The sequence below is a fragment of the Cryobacterium sp. TMT1-19 genome (genome assembly GCF_004403055.1).
Taxonomy (GTDB): domain Bacteria; phylum Actinomycetota; class Actinomycetes; order Actinomycetales; family Microbacteriaceae; genus Cryobacterium; species Cryobacterium sandaracinum.
This window is the reverse complement of record NZ_SOHB01000050.1, coordinates 20136-43119: the sequence shown is the minus strand read 5'-3', so window position 1 is coordinate 43119 and position 22984 is coordinate 20136. Positions and strand designations below refer to the sequence as shown.

Below are 22984 nucleotides of genomic sequence, written 5' to 3'. Positions count from 1 at the left end.
TGAAGTCGAGTGCGTCCGATCCTTGAGAACTCAACAGCGTGCACAATGTCAAATGCCAAAAACCTCGGCCGTAGGGCTCCTTTCTAGGGGGTACCGCGGAAGAGATTCCTTTGGAAAACATTTAAACAACAAAGCAAGTCAGTAATGATTTGTTCTGTCAGTTTCAAACTTGCAGATTGTTCGCCTATTCCGGTGGCTTTCTGCACTAGATGTGCCGGTCACTTCGGTGGCCGTGCAGTCAAACATTTACGGAGAGTTTGATCCTGGCTCAGGACGAACGCTGGCGGCGTGCTTAACACATGCAAGTCGAACGGTGATGAGGAGCTTGCTCTTTTGATCAGTGGCGAACGGGTGAGTAACACGTGAGCAATCTGCCCTTGACTCTGGGATAAGCGTTGGAAACGACGTCTAATACCGGATACGACCTTGGAAGGCATCTTCTGGGGTGGAAAGAATTTTGGTCAAGGATGAGCTCGCGGCCTATCAGCTAGTTGGTGAGGTAATGGCTCACCAAGGCGACGACGGGTAGCCGGCCTGAGAGGGTGACCGGCCACACTGGGACTGAGACACGGCCCAGACTCCTACGGGAGGCAGCAGTGGGGAATATTGCACAATGGGCGAAAGCCTGATGCAGCAACGCCGCGTGAGGGACGACGGCCTTCGGGTTGTAAACCTCTTTTAGTAGGGAAGAAGCGTTAAAGTGACGGTACCTGCAGAAAAAGCACCGGCTAACTACGTGCCAGCAGCCGCGGTAATACGTAGGGTGCAAGCGTTGTCCGGAATTATTGGGCGTAAAGAGCTCGTAGGCGGTTTGTCGCGTCTGCTGTGAAAACCCGAGGCTCAACCTCGGGCCTGCAGTGGGTACGGGCAGACTAGAGTGCGGTAGGGGAGATTGGAATTCCTGGTGTAGCGGTGGAATGCGCAGATATCAGGAGGAACACCAATGGCGAAGGCAGATCTCTGGGCCGTAACTGACGCTGAGGAGCGAAAGCATGGGGAGCGAACAGGATTAGATACCCTGGTAGTCCATGCCGTAAACGTTGGGAACTAGATGTGGGGACCATTCCACGGTCTCCGTGTCGCAGCTAACGCATTAAGTTCCCCGCCTGGGGAGTACGGCCGCAAGGCTAAAACTCAAAGGAATTGACGGGGGCCCGCACAAGCGGCGGAGCATGCGGATTAATTCGATGCAACGCGAAGAACCTTACCAAGGCTTGACATATAGAGGAAACGGTTGGAAACAGTCGCCCCGCAAGGTCTCTATACAGGTGGTGCATGGTTGTCGTCAGCTCGTGTCGTGAGATGTTGGGTTAAGTCCCGCAACGAGCGCAACCCTCGTCCTATGTTGCCAGCACGTAATGGTGGGAACTCATGGGATACTGCCGGGGTCAACTCGGAGGAAGGTGGGGATGACGTCAAATCATCATGCCCCTTATGTCTTGGGCTTCACGCATGCTACAATGGCCGGTACAAAGGGCTGCAATACCGCAAGGTGGAGCGAATCCCAAAAAGCCGGTCTCAGTTCGGATTGAGGTCTGCAACTCGACCTCATGAAGTCGGAGTCGCTAGTAATCGCAGATCAGCAACGCTGCGGTGAATACGTTCCCGGGCCTTGTACACACCGCCCGTCAAGTCATGAAAGTCGGTAACACCCGAAGCCAGTGGCCTAACCCGCAAGGGGAGGAGCTGTCGAAGGTGGGATCGGTGATTAGGACTAAGTCGTAACAAGGTAGCCGTACCGGAAGGTGCGGCTGGATCACCTCCTTTCTAAGGAGCACAGCAGTGCCGTCTGTCTACAGCGGAGTAACACTGCCAAGCCATTTCGGGAGCACATGTTTCCCGGTGGCGCTCATGGGTGGAACATTGACATTGATGCGCAGAGTTCACTTTTGAATCCAGTACGCCTGGTGTTGCTTGCAACGCCTCGTTGGAGCGGTTTGGTTGTGGATGACGCGCATATGCACGCTGTTGGGTCCTGAGGGACCGGAACGACTGGGGCTTCGGCTTGGGTTGGACTGTTCCTCTGGACCTTTTCCTGTCTCCATCAATCGGTGGCAGGTGAGGGTACCGCCCGTACTTTGAGAACTACACAGTGGACGCGAGCATCTTATATTTGACAGTCTTCGGACTGCGAATTACAAAGATCAACACACTTTTTGAGTGTGTGATCATTGGTCAATTTCGGTCGCGAATTTATTCGCGGCACTTAATCGATTCAAACTCATGTGATGATCAAATTTCTAAGAGCAAACGGTGAATGCCTTGGCATGTAGAGCCGAAGAAGGACGTAGTAATCTGCGATAAGCCTCGGGGAGTTGATAAACGAACTGTGATCCGAGGATTTCCGAATGGGGAAACCCCGCCAGGCCCTTTGGGTGACCTGGTGACTCCCGCCTGAATATATAGGGCGGGTAGAGGGAACGTGGGGAAGTGAAACATCTCAGTACCCACAGGAAGAGAAAACAATAGTGATTCCGTTAGTAGTGGCGAGCGAAACCGGATGAGGCTAAACCGATCATGTGTGATAGCCGGCAGGCGTTGCATGGTCGGGGTTGCGGGACTTTTCTGCTGCTTCTGCCGAACAGTGAGGGTTAGAGCGTTGTATAGACGAACAGGATTGAAAGCCTGGTCATAGAGGGTGCGAACCCCGTAGTCGAAATGCAGTTATCGCCCGAAGAGTATCCCAAGTAGCACGGGGCCCGAGAAATCCCGTGTGAATCCGTCAGGACCACCTGATAAGCCTAAATACTCCTACATGACCGATAGTGAACAAGTACCGTGAGGGAAAGGTGAAAAGTACCCCGGGAGGGGAGTGAAATAGTACCTGAAACCGTTTGCTTACAAACCGTTGGAGCCAGGCTGTGCCATTCGTGGTGCGGATTTCTGGTGACAGCGTGCCTTTTGAAGAATGAGCCTGCGAGTTAGTGATATGTGGCGAGCTTAACCCGAGAGGGGAATGCGTAGCGAAAGCGAGTCTGAATAGGGCGATTCAGTCGCATGTCCTAGACCCGAAGCGAAGTGATCTATCCATGGCCAGGTTGAAGCGACGGTAAGACGTCGTGGAGGACCGAACCCACTTCAGTTGAAAATGGAGGGGATGAGCTGTGGATAGGGGTGAAAGGCCAATCAAACTTCGTGATAGCTGGTTCTCTCCGAAATGCATTTAGGTGCAGCGTTGCGTGTTTCTTGCCGGAGGTAGAGCTACTGGATGGCCGATGGGGCCTAAAAGCTTACTGACGTCAGCCAAACTCCGAATGCCGGTAAGTGAGAGCGCAGCAGTGAGACGGTGGGGGATAAGCTTCATCGTCGAGAGGGAAACAACCCAGACCACCAACTAAGGTCCCAAAGCGCGTGCTAAGTGGGAAAGGATGTGGAGTTGCACAGACAACCAGGAGGTTGGCTTAGAAGCAGCCACCCTTGAAAGAGTGCGTAATAGCTCACTGGTCAAGTGATTCCGCGCCGACAATGTAACGGGGCTCAAGCACGCCACCGAAGTTGTGGCATTGATATTTTTGGTAAGCCGCACCCTTGTGGTGTTGGTTCAGCCGTGTTGATGGGTAGGAGAGCGTCGTGTGGCCAGCGAAGCGGCGGTGTAAACCAGCCGTGGAGGCTACACGAGTGAGAATGCAGGCATGAGTAGCGAAAGACGGGTGAGAAACCCGTCCTCCGAAAGATCAAGGTTTCCAGGGCCAGGCTAATCCGCCCTGGGTAAGTCGGGACCTAAGGCGAGGCCGACAGGCGTAGTCGATGGACAACGGGTTTATATTCCCGTACTGGCGAAAAACCGCCCAAACTAATCCAGTAATGCTAAGCATCTGAATCCTCTAGATGGATCCCTTCGGGGTGAAGCGTGGGGCCTAGCGTGCGACCCTATGCTGGTGCGGTTAGCGTATTAACAGGTGTGACGCAGGAAGGTAGCTGAGCCGGGCGATGGTTGTCCCGGTCTAAGGATGTAGGCCGAGAGATAGGCAAATCCGTCTCTCATGAAGGTTGAGACCCGATGGGTAGTCCTCACGGACGAAATCAGTGATCCTATGCTGCCAAGAAAAGCATCGACGCGAGGTTTTAGTCACCCGTACCCCAAACCGACTCAGGTGATCAGGTAGAGAATACTAAGGAGATCGAGAGAATCGTGGTTAAGGAACTCGGCAAAATGCCCCCGTAACTTCGGGAGAAGGGGGGCCTGAGGCGTGAAGGGATTTACTCCTGGAGCGTTCGAAGGCCGCAGAGACCAGTGGGAAGCGACTGTTTACTAAAAACACAGGTCCGTGCCAAGTCGCAAGACGATGTATACGGACTGACGCCTGCCCGGTGCTGGAAGGTTAAGAGGAACGGTTAGCCGCAAGGCGAAGCTGAGAATTTAAGCCCCAGTAAACGGCGGTGGTAACTATAACCATCCTAAGGTAGCGAAATTCCTTGTCGGGTAAGTTCCGACCTGCACGAATGGCGTAACGACTTCCCAGCTGTCTCAACCGCGAACTCGGCGAAATTGCATTACGAGTAAAGATGCTCGTTACGCGCAGCAGGACGGAAAGACCCCGTGACCTTTACTACAGCTTGGTATTGGTGTTCGGTGTGGCTTGTGTAGGATAGGTGGGAGACTGTGAAGCTTGGACGCTAGTTCAGGTGGAGTCAACGTTGAAATACCACTCTGGTCATATTGGATATCTAACTTCGAACCGTGATCCGGTTCAGGGACAGTGCCTGGTGGGTAGTTTAACTGGGGCGGTTGCCTCCTAAAAAGTAACGGAGGCGCCCAAAGGTTCCCTCAACCTGGTTGGCAATCAGGTGTCGAGTGTAAGTGCACAAGGGAGCTTGACTGTGAGACTGACAAGTCGAGCAGGGACGAAAGTCGGGACTAGTGATCCGGCAGTGGCTTGTGGAAGCGCTGTCGCTCAACGGATAAAAGGTACCTCGGGGATAACAGGCTGATCTTGCCCAAGAGTCCATATCGACGGCATGGTTTGGCACCTCGATGTCGGCTCGTCGCATCCTGGGGCTGGAGTAGGTCCCAAGGGTTGGGCTGTTCGCCCATTAAAGCGGTACGCGAGCTGGGTTTAGAACGTCGTGAGACAGTTCGGTCCCTATCCGCTGCGCGCGCAGGAAATTTGAGAAGATCTATCCCTAGTACGAGAGGACCGGGATGGACGAACCTCTGGTGTGTCAGTTGTTCCGCCAGGAGCACCGCTGATTAGCTACGTTCGGAACGGATAACCGCTGAAAGCATCTAAGCGGGAAGCCGGCTTCGAGATGAGATTTCCATCCCTTCGGGGGAGAGGCTCGCAGCTAGACTACTGCGTTGATAGGCCGGATGTGGAAGAGGGGACTAAAGACCCTCGGAGCTGACCGGTACTAATAAGCCAATAATTTGATAACACACCAGTTTGAATAAGCTGCAAGCGTCCACTATGTGGTTCTCGATGTACGGTCGAGAACAACGCCCCACGGTGCCTCATAAACACCGAGGGGCTCTATAACTAAAAAATATAGGTTCGATTCATCGAAAGATGTTTCGGCGGCTATAGCGAGAGGGAAACGCCCGGTCACATTCCGAACCCGGAAGCTAAGACTCTCAGCGCCGATGGTACTGCAGGGGGGACCCTGTGGGAGAGTAGGACACCGCCGGACTCAACGTAGCAACACACACAATGGCCACCCTAACGGGTGGCCATTGTGCGTTAACCAGCACCACCAGCACCAGCACCACCACCACCACCACCGCCCCGCCCCGGTGGCCCTCCGACAGCAACAGCCCCGCCCCATCCGTTCACCGCCGCACACGACCCGGCGGTACACCAGCCGAACCCACACAAACCAAGCGCGCACCACCCCCCACCCCGCGGCGCACATCTGGGAGCGGTCGTGGCCAACTCAGGAGATCCAGCCGGGCCGTGCCGGGCATCCGCACCTATGCCGCACTAACCCGCGGCGGCCGTCTACTGCGGGCAACGGATGTCCTGAGTTAGCCACACACACGCGGGCCCTGGTGCGAGGGCGCACACCTGCACCAACGACAGAGGGCCACCCCGCGAGGGGGCCTGCCGTCGTTAAGCGAGGGTGAGTAGGCCCGTTCCGGGAACAGTCATGCGGGGTGCGGGACCGGCGGCTGCTAGTTGATGGGGAGGAGGTTGCCGGCGGAGACGGGCTCGCCGTTGAGGATGTCGAGGGTCCAGCCGGCCTGGTCATGGACGACCACGTTGAGGGAGGCGTTCCTGATCGTGTCGACGGGCTTCTCGAGCGCCTGCATCAGCGTCAGTCGGATCAGCGTTCCGTGGCTGACGACGATGATGCGGGCACCCGGGTGGTTGCGGGCGAGCAGCTGCAGGGCCTCGACTCCGCGGTCGGCGACACTGGCCTCGGTTTCGGCGCCGTGGAAGCCGCCGATTCCGGTGGGGCCGCCGGGGACGCGGAGCGCGTCCAGCTCGGGGCCTGCGCTCAGTCCCTCGGCGGAACCGTAGTTGCGCTCGACGATCCCAGGGATGCGACCGGTGACGGTCAGGCCGAGGCCTCGGGCGATGAGATCGGCCGTCTCGGCTGCGCGGCTGAGCGGTGAGGAGACGATGAAGTCCCACTCCTGTGCGGCCAGGTGGCCGACGGCATCCGCTGCCTGGCCACGCCCGGTGTCATTGAGCGGGATGTCGGAGTGGCCCTGGATACGCAGAGCGGCATTCCAGTCGGTCTGGCCGTGGCGGATCAGGGCGAAGGTAGTTGTGGAACTCACCGTTCTATTCTGCCTCGGGCTGAGGTCGGGAGATGAATCGGGTCTCGACCGGGTCGAACATCGGGCGGATCGACTTTTGGAACAGAGCGCGGTGGCTTAGGTGACCGGGGACGACGCGAAAAGCACGTGCTTGCTCGCCACCAGGTCTGCTGCGTTGTAGATGCGGGCGAGGTCGAGGCCCGCGGCCCGGGCGCCGCGCTCTTCGGGCTCACTCTGCGGGGCCATCCGCCCGAGCATCACGCCGCCGAGGGCGCGCACGGCGCAGGCCGCGATGACGCCTTCCGGGGTACCGCCGATTCCCATCGAGAGGTCGACCGCGGCATCCGTCGATGCGGCGGCGATGGCCGTGGAGACGTCACCCTCGGCCGTGCGGAGCACGCGTGCTCCGGCGCACTCGAGTTCGCGGATGAGTTCGACGTGGCGCGGTTTGTCGAGCACAGCGACGGTGAGCGCGGTCTCGGGGATGCCGCTGGCGAGCGAGAACGCACGGAGGTTGCGGGTGGCGGAGACGTGCAGGTCCAGCACGCCGTGACCGGCTGGGCCTGAGATGAGCTTCTCCATGTAGAAGACACCGGCGGGATCGAACATCGTGCCTCGGGGGGAGATGGCGATCACGCACACCGCCCCGGGCAGGTTCCGGGCGACGAGGGTCGTGCCGTCGAGCGGGTCGACTGCGATGTCGCAGTCCGGTCCGTTCCCCGTGCCGAGCTGCTCCCCGTTGGCAAGCATGGGGGCCTGGTCCTTCTCGCCCTCGCCGATCACGACGGTTCCGCGAAAAGGCGCGGCCAGGAGAACGGCACGCATGGCGGTGACGGCCGCCTGGTCGGCGGCGATCTTGTCGCCGCGACCCACCCAGGGCAGTGTGGCGCGTGCCGCCGCCTCGGTCGACGCGCGCACGGCGGCGACCAGCCCGGCCGGCCAGCCCTCGGCTCCGATCACGGTGGATTCGGCCAGGGGAGCGAACGGGCGGTGCTGCGGCATGGGCTACCTCTTGCTGGGACGGCGGTCTCGTGACCGGCAGCTGAAAGCCTACTCGCGTGCCCGGGGCGGGCACTCGTGCGGGCGACAGCGCTGGCGACAGCGCGGGCGACCCAGCGGACGGGTACCGGTGCGTGGGCTAAGCGAGCAGCTCACGGATGTCGGCGGCCGTCAGGGCGGTCCCGCGCGCGGCGCCATCCGTCATCACGCTCTCGAAGAGACGGGCCTTCGTGGCCTTGAGGGCCATCACCTTTTCCTCGATCGTGTCCCGGGAGACCAGGCGGTAGACGAAGACGTTCTTCGTCTGGCCGATCCGGTGCATGCGGTCCACGGCCTGCGCCTCGGTGGCCGGGTTCCACCACGGGTCGAGCAGGATGGCGTAGTCGGCCTCGGTCAGGTTCAGGCCGAACCCGCCGGCCTTGAGGCTGATCAGGAAGACCGAATTGTCGCCGGTCTTGAAGCTCTCGATCACCTGCGCCCGGTTGCGGGTCTTGCCGTCGAGGTAGGAATAGCTGATGCCCGCGGCGTCGAGGCGTGCGCGTGCCTTGCCCAGGTACTTTGTGAACTGGCTGAAAATGAGGGTGCGATGCCCGCCGGCGACGACGTCCTCCAGCAGTTCGAGGAGCACGTCGAGCTTGGTCGACGGGATGTCGTCGTACTTCGTGTCGTAGAGGCTGGCATCGAGGCTGAGTTGGCGCAGCATGGTGAGCGAGCGGAAGATCTCGAAACGGTTGGAGTTCATGTCGTCGATCAGGCCGAGCACCTTCTGCCGTTCCCGCTGCAGGTGGGTGTCGTAGACCGCGCGGTGCTTCGGGTGCAGCGTGAGCTCAAGCACCTGCTCCTGCTTGGTGGGCAGGTCGCCGGCCACCTGCTCCTTCGTGCGGCGCAGCATGAACGGGCGGATGCGGCGGCGCAGCTGGTCGAGCCGGTCGCCGTCGGCATCCTTCTCGATCGGTTTCTGGTAGTAGTCGCCGAAGCGGCCGGGGCTGGGGAACAGTCCCGGTGCCGTGATTGAGAGCAGCGACCAGAACTCCATCAGGTTGTTCTCCAGCGGCGTGCCCGTGATCGCGAGCTTGAACGGGGTGGCCAGGCGGCGGGCGCACTGGTGGGCGCGGGACTTGCGGTTCTTGACGAACTGGGCTTCGTCGAGCAGTAGCCCGGACCAGGCCAGGGCCTCGTAGTCGCCGAAGTCCAGCCGGAATAGCGTGTACGAGGTGACGACGACGTCCGCGCCGGCGTGCAGCGAGGCCAGGGTGCTGCTGCGCTTGCCGGCGGTCTCGGTGATCGCGGCCACTCGCAGGCCGGGCGCGAATCGGGCGCACTCGGCCGCCCAGTTGGAGACCACGCTGGTGGGTGCCACGACCAGGAACGGCGCGCTCTGCCCCGGCTGCTCCCGCACGCGTTCCATCAGGGCGATGGCCTGCAGGGTCTTGCCGAGGCCCATGTCGTCGGCGAGGATGCCGCCCAGTTGATGGTCGTAGAGAAAGCTCACCCACTCGAAACCGGCCTGCTGATAGCCGCGCAGGGTGGCGTCGACCCCGGCCGGCAGCGGCTGTTCCGGAATCTGGGCGACGTCGGTGAGCCCGGACACGGTGTCGCGCCACGCGGCCGCCTGGCCGGCGACGACCCCGAGGGACTGCAGCTCCTCCCAGAGGTCGGCCTGGAACGGGCTGATCCCCAGGGACTCGGCGCCGGCGTCCTGCAGCCCTCGGGCCTCCTCGATCAGCCGGCGGAGCGTGTGCAGTTCGGGGCGGTCGAGGTTGAACCAGGTGCCGCTGGGCAGGATCATCAGCTGCTGACCGACCGCCAGGGCCCGGAACAGGCTGTCGAACGGGATCTCCTCCCCGTCGATGCTGACGGCCACCTGCAGGTCGAACCAGTCCCGGTCATCCGGGCGTTCGGTGGTGCCCACGGTGATCACCGGCGCCTCGTCGGCCTGGCGGTAGTCGGGGGCATCGCCGGCGACCAGCACGGTGACATGGTCTGCGGCCGCCAGGGTCGGCACCACGGAGTCGAGGAAGCCGAGCATGGCGGTGTCGGCCAGGGTGGCGCGCTCGATCAGTACCGGCAGGCCGCTCTGCTGCCCTACCAGGGCCGGCACGGAGGTGAGGAGCGCCTGCACGTCGTGCAGGATCTGTCCCTCCCGGGTGCCGTCGCGAAACCTGTCATCGTCCGGCACCGGGCGGAGTGGCTGGTGGTATTCCGGGTAGTGCCACACCCAGTGCAGGGTGATGCGGGCATCCATCTGGTGCGTGACGGTCAGGGCCAGCACGGGCTGCGGGGTCTCGGGCAGGGCGAACGACTCGTCCCGGCTGGTCACGGTGACCCGGTGTCGAAGGAACGGGTAGAACTCGGCCAGGAAGTCGGCCTCGTCCGCGCCGGGCACCGCGATGGTGTCGGAGGCCGCCATGGCCCGCAGCTCCCGGCTGATCTCGCCCGACAGCGGGGCGAGGGTGATCTGCGGGGAATCGCTGCCGGACTGGCCCGCCCAGGTGTAGACGCCGTGGGCGGGGTTGCCGATGAACCCGAACGTGCCGCGCGCCTGCGGCTCGTCGCCCAGCAGCAGGACGGGGCGTAGCGTGAGGCCTTCGGACACACGACGGATGTCCAGCTCGAGGCACGCAGGAACGGGCGAGACGAGCACGGGATCCTGCTGCGCCGTGGCAGAGACCAGGGGGAGCCCGGCGTTCGCCGCGTCGTCGAGCAGGTCCCAGAGCGCTCGGTCGGGGAAAGCGTCGACCGGAATCCACTGGGTGGAGGTGGCGTAGTACGGGCGGGCCGCGAACTGCAGCGCGTAGAGCACCGAGAGCACCCGCAGCTGGCCGCGGTCGAGCGCCCCGTCGGTGGTCAGGTTCTCCCAGGTGACGCTGCCCCGGATCCACTTGCCCTGCTTGCCCATCATCACGGGCCGCGCCGCCAGCCGGCGCAGCCCCGGCTGACTGGCGAAACGCCCGTGCTCAGGAGCGAGAAGTTGGAACTGGAGGGCGAGGCGGGTGTCTGCGGACGGCGCGGAATCCGGTCGCGCCAGAGGAGCCAGCGTACTTCGCCATGCTGCCCTTGCGGAGAACCCGGCGGTGCCGACGGCCGACCCGGGCTCGCGGCCCAGGGCGGTGGCGGGGGCACCCGGCACTCCGCCGAGGCTGCGGCCCACGGCGCCGCCCTGGCTCGCGATCAGCAGCGCGGCGACATGCTTGCAGTTGCGCTTCATCGGGCAGGTGCAGACGCCGGATGCCCGCACCGCGGCGCCGGCGGAATCAAGGGTGAACGAGACGGTCACCGAATAGGGCGTCGGGTGAGAACCGCGCACCATGCCGAAGAGCTGGGTGTTCGAGCCGAACCAGGTCTCGGCATCAACGTGGCCGTTGCGGGCGTAGCGTTCGCCGCGTGAGAACGCCTGGCTGCCCACAAGGAGCGCGATGTCGTGGGAGCTGAACGTGTGGGCCATGGCGGGAACCATTCTTTCATGCCCCGGCCCGGCCGTGCAGGCCCGGCCGGGCGCATCAGGGAGCTACTCGACGTGCCCGTGTTCCTTCGAGGACCCCTTCGTCAACGTCTTTCCCTGGAAGAAGGCCGGGTTGACGCTGCGCTGGATCAGCATCAGCACGAGGCCGCCGATGAACAGCACCATCGCGAGGATGAACACGAGCCCGACCCCGCCGATGTTCGATCCGCTGCCGTAGTCGGGGTTCATGCTGTCGTAGAGAGTGGTTGCGAAGATGACCAGCAGGATGACCCCGCCGATCAGCGGCGCCAGGAGTTTGAGCAGGATGGCCCGGGGCCCGTTCAGCGAGTCGCGGAAGTACCAGACGCAGGCAAACGCGGTGACCCCGTAGTAGAAGCAGATCATCATGCCCAGGGTCAGGATCGTGTCGGTGAGCACATCGGTGCTGAGCACGCGCATGATCGCGTAGAAGCCCCAGGCCACGATTCCTGCCATTACGGTGGCGAAGGCCGGGGACTTGTAGCGCGGGCTGATTGAGGCGAACCGCTTCGGGAACGCTTTGTAGTGGCCCATCGAGAGCATGGTGCGTGCCGGCCCGACGAAGGTCGACTGCAGCGACGCGGCCGAGCTGGACAACACGGCCAGCGACATCAGAATGGCGAAGGGACCCATCACCGGTCCGGCGAGGGCGGCGAACACGTTGCCCTGGATCTCCTCATTGCCGAGTCCGAATTCGCCGGCGCCGATGCCGGAGAACATCAGGGCGGCGACCGCCACGAGGATGTAGAGCGCGAAGATGATGCCCACGGTCAACGTCGCCGCACGCCCGGGGGTTGTCTTCGGGTTCTTGGTCTCCTCGTTCATGGTCAGGGTGACGTCCCAGCCCCAGAAGATGAAGATCGAGAGCGAGACCCCGGCCGCGAAGGCCGAGAACGAAGGGGCGAGGAACGGGTTGAACCAGTCGGCGCTGAACGCAAGGGCATCGAAGGCGGTGCCTTCTACGACCTGCAGCAGGGCGGCGACGCTGAACCAGACCAGCACGATCAGCTGGAAGGCCACGAGCACGTACTGCACGGCCTTCGTGGTCTCCATGCCGCGGTACGAGACATAACAGGCCGCCACCATGAACACCAGACAGGTGAGCACGTTGATCACAACATTGTTCGTCAGGTCGGCGAGGCTCGGGTTGCCGAGAAGCTGGGCGAGCATCAGATAGAAGAAGTCGACGGCGACTCCGGCGAGGTTGGAGAGCACGACCACCGTCGCGACGATCAGACCCCAGCCGCCCATCCAGCCGAGCCACGGCCCGAAGGCGCGGGTGGCCCACGTGAAGGAGGTGCCGGCATCCGGCATGGCGTTGTTGAGCTCGCGGTAGCCGAGCGCCACCAGCAGCATGGGGATGAACCCGACCAGGAAGATGCCCGGCATCTGGGTGCCGACGGCCGCGACCGTCGGGCCGAGGGAGGCCGTCAGGGTGTACGCCGGCGCGATGCACGAGATGCCGATGACCGTGGCGCCGAGAAGCCCGATGGAGCCAGCGCTGAGGCCCTTCTCGGAAAGGCCGCCGGTGAGGGTGGAGGTGCCGGGCGTGGAGCCCGAGGAGGGAGATTGGCTAGTCATGGACTGTCCTTAGGGTCAGTGCGGCTTACGGGCGTCAGTGCCGGTGGGAACCACGATGAGGGGAACGGGGAGCGCGTGCAGCATGCGGTGCGCGGTGATGCCGAGGAAAATCGTGGTGGGCTGAGCCAGCCGGCTGGAGCCGACGAAGGCGATTTCGGACGGCTGCCAGTCGAGGGCCTCGACGGCGGCCTCGACGGTGTGCCCGGACGCGACCTCGGTGGTGATGGTGCCGCGCGCCTTCGACCGACTCTGGAAGTACTCCAGGACGCCGTCGAGGTGGGCCTGGCTCTCGCTCTCGTCGACCGGGTGCCGACGACCGGCGTCGACCTCCACGAGCGTGACGAAACGCAGGTCGACCGTGAGGTCCGCCGAGAAGGCCACCAGTGAGTCGAGCAGCGTCTTCCAGCCCGGCCGGGTGCCGATGGCGCAGGTGATCCGGGTCAGCTGTGCGGGAGCCTTGTAGCCGCGGGGCGCGAGGGCGACGGGCGCCGGCGAGGCGTGCAGGAGCGCGTTGGCCACGCTGCCGATCGTGAATCGGTTCATCAGGCCGCGGCGTGAGGCCCCGACGACGATGCGGTCCGAGTCGAACGCGCGAGCGGCCTGGAGCAGCCCTTCCGTGGTGGAGTCGGCGTAGAGGAGATGCATGGTGGCGACCACGTCATCGGGAACCAGGGCCTTGCCCTGTTCCAGCCATTCGAGGGCCTGCTCCTCGAGCAGAGCCTGGTAGTCGGGGGAGGTGGAAGCACCGACCCGGGCCGGGACGGTGGATGAATGATGCGGAAGCACGAGGCACAGACGCAGCTCGGAGCGGGTCAGGCGCGCCAGCGCGACACCCAGCTCGACGGTGTCATTGCCCCGTTCGGTCGCTTCGTATGCGATGACGTAGTTGGCTACTCGGGTCACGCTGGTTTCTCCCTCGGTTCGCGACGGGTGTCGCACTCAGTGGTCATAGTGGTGTGGATTATGGGCGGGCTGGTCATGTTCATGGTCATGCCCGGCGTGCTCGCCCGGCGCACAGTGCGCCGGGCTGCGTTCCACGTCGAGCGACGGATTGCGGTCGAAGAAGCCGACCGGCTTGAGCCAGAACGACACGGTGTCGACCGGCATGATCGGCCACTCTTCCGGTCGGGTGATGTGGTGGATACCGAAGACGTACCAGAGCACGATATCGGCGTTCCGCACCGGCCGGCGAGCCTGGATCCACTCGGGCAGGCCGTGGTCGACCGCGCTCTGATTGACGAACTCGCCGCAGGGCCAGCGTTCGGACTCGTCGTTCGGGGTGACCCAGACCGTGTGCCCGATCACCTGGGCGCGTTGGAGGGCAGGCGCCGCCTGGTCGAAGAAGGACGGGATGGCTCCGCCGGGCACCAGCTTGTAGGACACGGGGGTGCCGAGGCCGTTGAGCGAGTTCTCGTTCACGACCTTCCAGGTCCGTTGGGTGTCCCAGTTGTAGTCGTCGAACCCCTCGGTCTCGATCGGGGTGTTCAGCTGGGTGATCGCGAGGCCGAGCGGGTTTGCGGCGCTGATCGGCTCGGCCTGCGTCTCGGTGCGGAACACCGTGTTCTCGCGGCCGTCGACGTCGAGGTCCATCCGGGCCACGATGAAGTGCTGGTGGAACGGCGCGTAGGTGCGCGTGTCGACCAGGGTTCCGTTGGGGTGCGGCTGGCCCTCGTCGAGGTGCGTCACCACCATGATCCCGGTGGCGCGCACCTCGCATTCCATGTTGCCGTCCTGGTAGAAGCGCCAATAGACGAGGTACTCGTAGTTCGCGACCGTGACGTGGAAGGACACGACGAGCCGGCGCATCCGTCGCACCTCGGCACTGCCGTTGTGGTCGACGTGCTTCCAGAGCACCGCGTTGTCTTCCTCGTGGATGCAGAACGCGTTCGGGATGCTGTACGGCTCGCCCTTGCTGTTGTGCAGCACGGCATCGAGGTAGCGGATTTCGCCGAGGCAGTCGCAGCCGAGCTCGAGCGAGGTGGTCATGAAGCCGAGGCCCCACTCGCCGATGTCGAAGGCGGTGCGACGGAAATGGTCGACGCTGGGGTCGCGGTAGGGCACGACCATCTCCGCGAACGACAACCGGTTGGCGATGGGCCGCACCCGGCCGCCGTCCCGGTCGCCCACGGTGTGCAGGGTCATGCCCTCGCGGTAGTTGAAGCCCACCCGGAGCGACCAGTTCTGCCACTCGACCAGGTTGCCGTCGAGCGTGAAGCTCGGGCCGTCGGGCTGCCCGATGTCGAGCGGGGTGAGCGGCGGGCGCGGGCTTCGATCCCGGATGCGCCGGGGCACCAGGTGCGGCACGTATTCGCCCATTCCCGCCGGCGGTTCGACCGTGAACGAGTCCTCCACCTCGAGCAGTTCCATGGTGTTGACGTCGAGCACGAAGTGCAGGCCGCTGACCGGTCCCGCATAGGGGTTGGCGTCGGTGGACGCCCGGACCCAGACGTCTGACCAGCCCAGGCGGCGGCCGCGATACCGGTCGGGGATTACCGCGTCGCCGTAGGTCCAGGTGTCGATGAAGACCAGGTCGAGGTCGGTGATGCCCCGGCGGGCGAGAGCGGCGATCACGTCGGGGTGGGCGCGAAGGGCGGCGTCGGCTTCCTCCCACTCGTCGACGGTGAAGTTCGCCTGCATCCCCGGCACCGTTTCCCACTCGAGCAGGGCGTCGGTCGTGAGCGAGACGACGCTCACCCAGGTGGTGTTCTCGGCGCGGTGGAGCACGACCAGCCGTGCGCGTCGGTCGGGAACCGCGCTGGTGGCTGTGAACTCGGCGACGGCGCTCCGGGGCGGCTCGACCAGCTCGATCGAAGTGAACCGCCACCCGTCGGCGACGCCGCGCTCGCGGGCGAGGATGGCGACGGCGGAGGTGAACTCAGCGGCGGAGAGCGGGTCGAGCGGATGGAAAGTCATCGAGGGGCCTCTGTTCTCGTTGGAGGTGGTCGAGCCTGGCGGTGGTCGAGCCTGTCGAGACCCGTGTTTATTCCAGCGCGCTCATCACGTGCTTGATCCGGGTGTAGTCCTCGACGCCGTACATCGACAGGTCTTTGCCGTATCCGGACTGCTTGAAACCGCCGTGTGGCATCTCGGCGGTCAGCAGGAGGTGGGTGTTGATCCACACCGCGCCGAAGTCGAGGTCGCGGGAGACCCGCATGGCCGTGGCGTGGTCGAGGGTCCACACGCTGGAGGCGAGCGCGTAGTTGACATCGTTCGCGAGCGTGACCGCGTGCTCCTCCGACGTGAAGGGCTGCACCGTGATCACCGGGCCGAACGTTTCCTCCTGCACGATCGCATCCGTTTGGCGCACCTGCGTGACGACTGTGGGCTCGAAAAAGAAGCCCTCGGTGCCGACCTGGTGTCCGCCGGTGGCAATGACAGCGTGGTCGGGCAGGGCCGCGACCTTGCGCAAGACGTCGCCGAAATGGTTGACGTTGTTGAGCGGCCCGAAGTAGTTGTCGGCGTCGTCGGCCGACCCGGTAGTGCGGCTGCGGGCCTCGGCGACGAGTGCGTCGACGAACTCGTCATGGATGGACTCGTGCACGAGCACTCGCGTGATGGCCGTGCAGTCCTGCCCGGCGTTATAGAAGGAGAAGTCGGCGATGGCGGCGGCGGTCACGCTGACGTCGACGCCGGCGAAGACCAGGGCCGGCGCCTTGCCGCCGAGCTCGAGATGTGCCCGCTTGAGCGTCTTCGCGGCGCCGGCGGCGACGGCCATACCGGCCCGCACGCTGCCAGTGATCGAGACCAGGCCGGGTACCGGATGCTCGACGATCGCGGCCCCGGTGCCGCCGTTGCCGAGCACGATGTTCATCACGCCGTCGGGGAGGATGCCCTGGCTGATCCGGGCGAGTTCGAGGGTCGACTCCGGGGTGGTGTCGCTGGGCTTGAGCACGAGGGTGTTGCCGGCCGCCAGCGCGGGGCCGATCTTCCAGATGGCCATCAGGAAGGGGAAGTTCCACGGGGTGACCTGCCCGACCACGCCGATCGGTTCGCGGCGTACCCAGGAAGTCATGCCGGGCAGATATTCACCGGCGGACTTGCCCTCGAGCAGTCGGGCGGCACCGGCGAAGAAGCGGAGCTGATCGGCGCCGGCCGCGACCTCGTCAACGGCGATCGTGGCGCGAGGCTGGCCCGTGTTGCGGTGCTGGGCCTCCACGATGGCGTCGCTCTCGGCGTCGATCGCGTCGGCGAGGCGAAGCAGCGCGCGCTGCCGCTCGGCGGGAGTGGTGCGGCCCCAGGTGCCGAAGGCGGTCTTCGCGGCGGTCATCGCGTCGTCGACGTCGGCCGCGGTGGAGATCGGGGCCCGGGCAACCCGGCGTCCCGTTGTGGGATCGACGATGTCGAGCAGCTCGGTGCCGGAGGGAGTGACAAAGTGGCCGTTGATGAAGTTTTTAAGGGTGAGGGTGGCCACGGGTCTGATCCTCTGCGCTGAGTGTAGAAACGGGTCTTTTGTTCGGTAAGTATGGCATCCGACGGAGGAATTCGGATACCCGGACGAAAACTGGGTCGTGATGGGGCCGCCGCCGTAGCACCGCCGAGTTGTCTCCGGACCGCTGGCGCGTTTTCTCGATGTCCCCTAAACTTGAGTCCAACAGGCTCAGCTTTTTGCCGACCTGCGGCGCGAGCGGCCGGCCCGAGAGAGGATCTTCCGATGCAAGCAGGTCAGCAACCGCCCCAGGAAGAAGCGAAGACGGCGTTGGAGCAGTACGGCGTCAACCTCACCGAGATCGCCCGGACCGGCAAGCTTGACCCGGTGATCGGGCGGGACGCGGAGATTCGGCGGGTCAGTCAGGTGCTCACCCGCCGCACCAAGAACAACCCGGTGCTGATCGGTGAACCCGGCGTGGGCAAGACCGCCGTTGTGGAGGGACTGGCCCAGCGCATCGTGGCCGGCGATGTGGCCGACTCCCTCAAGGGCAAGCAGCTGGTCTCCCTCGACCTGGCGGCCCTGGTGGCGGGGGCCAAGTACCGCGGCGAGTTCGAGGAGCGGCTCAAGGCCGTGCTCAAGGAAATCAACGACGCGCAGGGGCAGATCATTACCTTCGTCGACGAGCTGCACACCCTGATGGGTGCCGGCGGCGGCGAAGGGTCCGTGGCGGCCTCCAACATGCTCAAGCCCATGCTCGCCCGCGGCGAGTTGCGCCTGATCGGTGCGACCACGCTCAACGAGTACCGCGAATTCATCGAGAAGGATGCCGCCCTCGAGCGCCGGTTCCAACCGGTGCTGGTCGACGAGCCCAGTGCGGAAGACACCGTGGCCATCCTGCGCGGGCTCAAGGAGCGCTACGAGGCCCATCATGAGGTGTCGATCGCGGACTCGGCGCTGGTGGCCGCGGCCTCCCTCTCCAACCGGTACATCACCGCCCGCCAGCTGCCGGACAAGGCCATCGACCTGATCGACGAGGCGGCCAGCCGGCTGCGGATGGAGATCGACTCCGCTCCCGTGGAAATCGACGAACTGCGTCGCAGGGTGCAGAGGCTGGAGTTGGAAGAGCTCGCGCTGAAAAAAGAGAAGGACGACGCCTCTAAGGCTCGCCTGGGGAAGTTGCGTGCTGACCTTGCCGAATACACGGTGGCCCTTGCTGAACTGCAGGACCGCTGGGACAAGGAGCGTTCCTCGCTCAACCGGATCGGCGATCTGAGGAAGCGCTTGGTGAGCACCCGCAGCCAGGCCGAGGTGGCCGAGCGCGAGGGCAACCTGGAGAAGGCTTCCAGGCTGCTGTACGGCGACATCCCGGTGATCGAACGGGAACTCGCCGAAGCGGAGCAGACCGAGCAGGATGGGCCGCGGATGGTCGGTGACCAGGTCACCGCGGAGGACATCGCCGCCGTGGTCGCGATGTGGACCGGCATTCCGGTAGGGCGGCTGCTGCAGGGCGAGACGGAGAAGCTGCTGAACCTCGAGGGTGAGCTCGGGCACCGCCTGGTCGGGCAGAAGCAGGCCGTGCGCGCGGTCGCCGACGCCGTGCGCCGCAGCCGGGCCGGCATCTCCGACCCGGACCGGCCGACCGGTTCGTTCCTCTTCCTCGGGCCGACCGGCGTGGGCAAGACGGAGCTGGCGAAGGCGCTCGCCGAGTTCCTCTTCGACGACGAAAAGGCGATGGTGCGCATCGACATGAGCGAGTACGGGGAAAAGTTTTCCGTGTCCCGTCTGGTCGGGGCACCTCCCGGCTATATCGGCTACGAGCAGGGCGGGCAGCTGACCGAGGCCGTGCGCCGCCGCCCGTATTCGGTGATTTTGTTCGACGAGGTTGAGAAGGCTCATCCGGAGGTCTTCGATGTCTTGCTGCAGGTGCTCGACGACGGCCGGCTCACGGATGGCCAGGGCCGCACCGTGGACTTCCGCAACACGATCCTGGTGCTGACCTCGAACCTCGGGTCGGCGTTCCTGATCGACCCGGTGCTCAGCCGGGACGAGAAGGAGGCGGCCGTGCAGGCACTCGTGCGCAAGACGTTCAAGCCCGAGTTCGTCAACCGTCTCGACGACATCGTCGTGTTCGAATCGCTGTCGATGGCGGAGCTCGGCCAGATCGTCGGGCTGCTCGTCGACCGGCTGGAGAAGCGGCTGATCGAGCGGCGGCTCGAGCTGGGCGTGACCCCGGATGCCCGCACGTGGCTGGCGGAACGCGGCTACGACCCGATCTACGGTGCGCGCCCGCTGAGGCGGCTGATGCAGACCGAGATCGACGACAGGTTGGCGACCGCGATCCTGTCGGGCGCCGTGCGGGACGGCGAGACGGTGCGGGTGGATCTGGCGCCGGACGGGGAATCGCTCAGCGTCGCATCCGCCCCGGTGCTGGTCGTGGACCCGGCCGACCTCGACGACGACGCGCTGCTGTAGCTCTGTCCGTCGCCGGATTTCGCGTCCAGCGGAATTCGGCGGGAATACGACGGAACGGGCCCCTGCCCCGGTGACGGTCAGGGGGCTGGCATAGGGTCGAAGCATGCGTGCAACAGTGATTTACGGGGAACGGGACATCCGCCTCGAAAAAGTATCCGATCCGATTCTCTCCACCGGCGGTGACGCCATCGTGCGCGTCGTCGCAGCCTGCGTCTGCGGCTCAGATCTCTGGCCCTACCGCGGCATCCAGCCCACCGAGGAGCCGAAACGAATCGGCCACGAGTTCGTCGGTATCGTCGAGGAAATCGGCGCCGACGTCAGCCGGGTCAAGGTCGGCGACTTCGTCATCGCGCCGTTCTACGACTGCGATAACACCTGCATCAACTGCCAGAACGGCACCAGCACCTCCTGCCTGAACGGCGGCTGGTGGGGCTCGGACGACCAGCTCGGCGGCTTCGCCGACGGCGCCCAGGGCGAGAAAGTGCGTGTGCCGCACGCCGACGGGTCGCTCGTTGCGACGCCGACCCTGCCCACCGACGCCCAGGTTCCCGGTCTCCTGACCCTCGCCGACGTCATGGGCACCGGCCACCACGCCGCGGTCTCCGCCGGTGTGACCGCGGGCAGCACGGTCGTCGTCGTCGGCGACGGCGCGGTCGGCCTCTGCGCCATCATCGCGGCCAAGCGGCTCGGGGCCTCCCGGATCGTGGCCATGTCGCGTCACCCCGAACGGCAGCTCGTGGCCCGCGAGTTCGGCGCGACCGAGATCGTCGAGGAGCGCGGCGAGGCCGGCGTGGCCCGCATCCGTGAGCTGTTCGACGGCATCGGCGCGGACTGCGTGCTCGAGTGCGTCGGCACCAAGGAGTCGATGGAGCAGGCCATCGCGTCGGCCCGTCCCGGCGGAATGGTCGGCTACGTGGGCGTGCCCACCGGCGGACCGATCGAGGTTCGCCCGCTGTTCGGGCGGAACGTGGGCCTGAACGGCGGCGTCGCATCCGTGCGCGGCTACGTCGAAGAGTTGCTGCCGGAAGTGCTCTCGGGTGCTATCAACCCCGGCCGCGTGTTCGACCTGCAGCTGCCGCTGGCCGAGGTCGCCGAGGCCTACGCCGCCATGGACGAGCGCCGCGCCATCAAGGTGATGCTGCTCCCGTAGGCACGGAGATCACATGTGTCGGGACGGGAATCTCGACGGGCTCGATCACCGCGACTGGCAGGATCACCGCGACGGGCAGGATCACTGCGGCCGGCTTCGGCGCTTCCAGCAGTAGTCGACGGGCCGTGAGGCCGATGACGGCACTGTAGGTGGGGTAGGCGAAGCGCACCCGGGCCAGAGTGGCGACGTCGACGCCGGCGGCCATCGCCGTCGTCACGGATTGGATCACTTCGACCGCGTTCTCCCCGGTGGCATGGGCGCCGAGGATCAGCTCCCGCCGCCGGTCGGCGATCAGCTTGAGGAAGCCGGGTTCCCGGCCGTCGATCACAGCGCGGTCGAGTTCGGCGTAGGGCACTGTCGCGACGACGCAGTGCGGGTCGCGAGCCCTGGCCTCCTCCTCGGTGAAGCCCACGCCCGCGTAGTCGGGGTCGGTGAAACCGCCGGCCGGGAGCAGGTGGTGCGGCGTTCTGCGATTGGCGCCCAGCACCGCGTTCTCGGCCGCGGCCTCGCCCTCGAATTGGGCCGCCTGTACGAGCATGTCCCGGCCGTTCGCGTCGCCGACCGCGAAAATATGGGGCACGACACTCCGGAAGTACTGGTCCACCGGGATGGCGGAACGTTCGATAGTGATGCCAGCCCGGTCGAGCCCGAGGTCGTCGACATCCGCCGGCCAACCGGTGGACATAATGACGGCGTCGAAGGCGGAAGACTGTTCCGTTCCTTTTTCGCGCCAGGACAGGGTGAGGGTTCCGTCGGCGTCCTGTTCGATCGCCGTCACCGCTTCAATGCCCGTGTGCACGGCCACGCCCTGCTCGCGGAACGCCGCCGAGACCGTGGCGGAGATGTCGGAATCCGACGCCATCAGGATGCGCGGTGCCACATCGAGCACGGTCACGTCGGAGCCGAAGGAGCTGAACACCGTGACCAATTGGGCGCCGGTGTTTCCGGCGCCGATCACGGCCACCCGTCGGGGCAGCGACGGCAGCTTCAGAATGTCTTCCGGGACCGTCGCCAAGTGCGCCCCCGGCACGGCGAGTCGCCGAGAATGCCCGCCGACGCAGACCAGGAACGTGGCGGCGGTGAGGATGCGGCCGGTGTCCAGGACCACGGAATGCGGGTCGATGAATCGCGCCCGACCTTCCAGAACCAGTTCGACTCCGGCGGCCGCGAACCTCTCGGCCTCGCTCTTGATCGAGCGCACCTTGTTCACTCGCGACTGCACCCGGTCTCCCATGGTGGCCCAGTCGATGCCGGGGTCGTTGACTACGATTCCGTAGGTATCTGCCGCGCGCACCTCGCGCATCAAGCGCGCCGCTTTGGCGAGCACCCTCGTCGGCACGCACCCCGTGTTCACGCAGGTCCCGCCGAGCTGGTCGGCCTCCGCCACGGCGACCCGGGCTCCCAGTTCGGCGGCACGGAGCGCCGCGGCCGTTCCCGCCGGCCCCGCGCCGATGACGACGACATCAAAGTGATTAGGGGTGTGTTCGGTCATCGTGGTCTCCACCGGTGTTCACTGCTGGGAGCAGCCGGGCGCGTTGCCGGGAAAAATAGTCGAGTTCTGTTCTTACCTGACGGGGCTGTGGAGTTACTGTGTCGGGGCGGGCTCTTGCTGCTGGTTGTTGACTAGTCGTTGACCAGTCGTTGACCAGGAGAAGCTCGATGAGAGGCTTGCGGGTGCGCGGGGCGGACTCGCGTTCGAGCAGCTCGGGGGAGAGCAGGGAGACGTCGCCGAGCACGCCGAGGGCGGTGATGGAGACGGTGGCCTGGTCCTCGGCGAGCCCGAAGGCCAGGGCGAGGGCGGTGCCGTCGAAGCCGCCGAGCTGGTGGGTGTGCAGTCCCTCGTGCCAAGCTTGTATCGTCAGATGGGCGACGGCCTGACCCAGGTCGTAGCGGGCCCACGGGTTCTCGCGGGTCACGTCGATCGGCAGGGTGGCGACGTTGACGATCAGCACGGAGGCGGCATCCGCCGACGCCTTGTTGAAGCCCATCAGCGTCTCATGGATCTTCGCGAAGCTGTCCGAGCCTCGGCGGGCGACGATGAAGCGGGCCGGCTGCATATTGCTGGCCGAGGGAGCCCAACGGGCGGCCTCGAGCACGGTGGTCAGAGTGGCTTCGTCGACGAGGGCCGTCGGGTAGAAGCCGCGGGGGCTCCAGCGCCCGGCGAGCACGGGGAGGAGGGGCGACGCCGTGTGGGCGGCGCGGCTGAGGGTGTTGGTGATGAGGTTCATAGGC

At 64.7% G+C, this 22984-nt stretch carries 11 protein-coding genes and 3 rRNA genes; 5 read left to right on the top strand and 9 right to left on the bottom strand.

Annotated elements, in window-relative coordinates:
* The first annotated feature begins 245 nt into the window (after positions 1 to 245).
* The 3 genes from E3T40_RS13195 to rrf all read left to right on the top strand — a co-directional run bounded on the left by E3T40_RS13195 (position 246) and on the right by rrf (position 5628).
* Positions 246 to 1767: ribosomal RNA gene (locus tag E3T40_RS13195) — 16S ribosomal RNA — on the top strand.
* A gap of 463 nt (positions 1768 to 2230) precedes the next feature.
* A 23S ribosomal RNA gene (locus tag E3T40_RS13190) occupies positions 2231 to 5376 on the top strand.
* Positions 5377 to 5511: 135 nt separating this feature from the next.
* Positions 5512 to 5628, top strand: a 5S ribosomal RNA gene (rrf, locus tag E3T40_RS13185).
* The 16S, 23S and 5S rRNA genes sit together here, the layout of an rRNA operon.
* A 481-nt stretch (positions 5629 to 6109) precedes the next feature.
* Here the strand turns inward: rrf and E3T40_RS13175 are convergent.
* From E3T40_RS13175 to E3T40_RS13145, 7 genes are all read right to left on the bottom strand, one after another.
* A complete protein-coding gene (locus E3T40_RS13175) occupies positions 6110 to 6721 on the bottom strand; it encodes a histidine phosphatase family protein (protein WP_134544068.1) in 612 nt (203 codons plus the stop codon).
* A gap of 96 nt (positions 6722 to 6817) precedes the next feature.
* Positions 6818 to 7702, bottom strand: coding sequence for a fructose-bisphosphatase class II family protein (locus E3T40_RS13170; protein WP_134544066.1), 885 nt, complete (start codon positions 7700 to 7702; stop codon positions 6818 to 6820).
* Positions 7703 to 7838: 136 nt separating this feature from the next.
* A complete protein-coding gene (locus E3T40_RS13165; protein ID WP_166786638.1) occupies positions 7839 to 11144 on the bottom strand; it encodes a DEAD/DEAH box helicase in 3306 nt (1101 codons plus the stop codon).
* Positions 11145 to 11207: 63 nt separating this feature from the next.
* A complete protein-coding gene (locus E3T40_RS13160) occupies positions 11208 to 12761 on the bottom strand; it encodes an APC family permease (protein ID WP_104170722.1) in 1554 nt (517 codons plus the stop codon).
* Positions 12762 to 12776: 15 nt separating this feature from the next.
* Positions 12777 to 13664, bottom strand: a complete 888-nt coding sequence (locus tag E3T40_RS13155; protein WP_241981780.1) for a universal stress protein — start codon at positions 13662 to 13664, stop codon at positions 12777 to 12779.
* 36 nt (positions 13665 to 13700) lie between these two features.
* Positions 13701 to 15674: a primary-amine oxidase gene (locus E3T40_RS13150; protein WP_134544062.1), complete on the bottom strand. Its 1974-nt coding sequence runs from the start codon at positions 15672 to 15674 to the stop codon at positions 13701 to 13703.
* A gap of 67 nt (positions 15675 to 15741) precedes the next feature.
* On the bottom strand, positions 15742 to 17172 hold the full coding sequence (locus E3T40_RS13145; protein ID WP_370287924.1) for an aminobutyraldehyde dehydrogenase: 1431 nt from the start codon (positions 17170 to 17172) through the stop codon (positions 15742 to 15744).
* A gap of 240 nt (positions 17173 to 17412) precedes the next feature.
* Between E3T40_RS13145 and E3T40_RS13140 the strand changes: the two genes are divergently transcribed.
* A complete protein-coding gene (locus E3T40_RS13140; RefSeq protein ID WP_134544058.1) occupies positions 17413 to 19602 on the top strand; it encodes an ATP-dependent Clp protease ATP-binding subunit in 2190 nt (729 codons plus the stop codon).
* A gap of 103 nt (positions 19603 to 19705) precedes the next feature.
* Positions 19706 to 20752 carry a zinc-dependent alcohol dehydrogenase family protein gene (locus E3T40_RS13135; protein ID WP_104194295.1) on the top strand — a complete coding sequence of 349 codons (1047 nt, stop codon included), beginning with the start codon at positions 19706 to 19708 and terminating at the stop codon, positions 20750 to 20752.
* Here E3T40_RS13135 and E3T40_RS13130 read toward each other — a convergent pair.
* Together E3T40_RS13130 and E3T40_RS13125 are read right to left on the bottom strand one after the other, a co-directional pair.
* Positions 20730 to 22244 carry an NAD(P)/FAD-dependent oxidoreductase gene (locus E3T40_RS13130; protein WP_104170717.1) on the bottom strand — a complete coding sequence of 505 codons (1515 nt, stop codon included), beginning with the start codon at positions 22242 to 22244 and terminating at the stop codon, positions 20730 to 20732. The genes E3T40_RS13135 and E3T40_RS13130 overlap by 23 nt on opposite strands.
* Positions 22225 to 22980: a nitroreductase family protein gene (locus E3T40_RS13125; protein ID WP_134544056.1), complete on the bottom strand. Its 756-nt coding sequence runs from the start codon at positions 22978 to 22980 to the stop codon at positions 22225 to 22227. Before E3T40_RS13125 ends, E3T40_RS13130 begins: the two co-directional genes overlap by 20 nt.
* Between the last annotated feature and the right edge of the window lie 4 nt (positions 22981 to 22984).

Excerpts from the sequence above, each read along its gene's own strand:
- E3T40_RS13170 (WP_134544066.1), bottom strand. The coding sequence starts at position 7,702 with ATGCCGCAGCACCGCCCGTTCGCTCCCCTGGCCGAATCCACCGTGATC.
- E3T40_RS13165 (WP_166786638.1), bottom strand. The coding sequence starts at position 11,144 with ATGGCCCACACGTTCAGCTCCCACGACATCGCGCTCCTTGTGGGCAGC.
- E3T40_RS13160 (WP_104170722.1), bottom strand. The coding sequence starts at position 12,761 with ATGACTAGCCAATCTCCCTCCTCGGGCTCCACGCCCGGCACCTCCACC.
- E3T40_RS13150 (WP_134544062.1), bottom strand. The coding sequence starts at position 15,674 with ATGACTTTCCATCCGCTCGACCCGCTCTCCGCCGCTGAGTTCACCTCC.
- E3T40_RS13140 (WP_134544058.1), top strand. The coding sequence starts at position 17,413 with ATGCAAGCAGGTCAGCAACCGCCCCAGGAAGAAGCGAAGACGGCGTTG.
- E3T40_RS13135 (WP_104194295.1), top strand. The coding sequence starts at position 19,706 with ATGCGTGCAACAGTGATTTACGGGGAACGGGACATCCGCCTCGAAAAA.
- E3T40_RS13130 (WP_104170717.1), bottom strand. The coding sequence starts at position 22,244 with ATGACCGAACACACCCCTAATCACTTTGATGTCGTCGTCATCGGCGCG.
- E3T40_RS13125 (WP_134544056.1), bottom strand. The coding sequence starts at position 22,980 with ATGAACCTCATCACCAACACCCTCAGCCGCGCCGCCCACACGGCGTCG.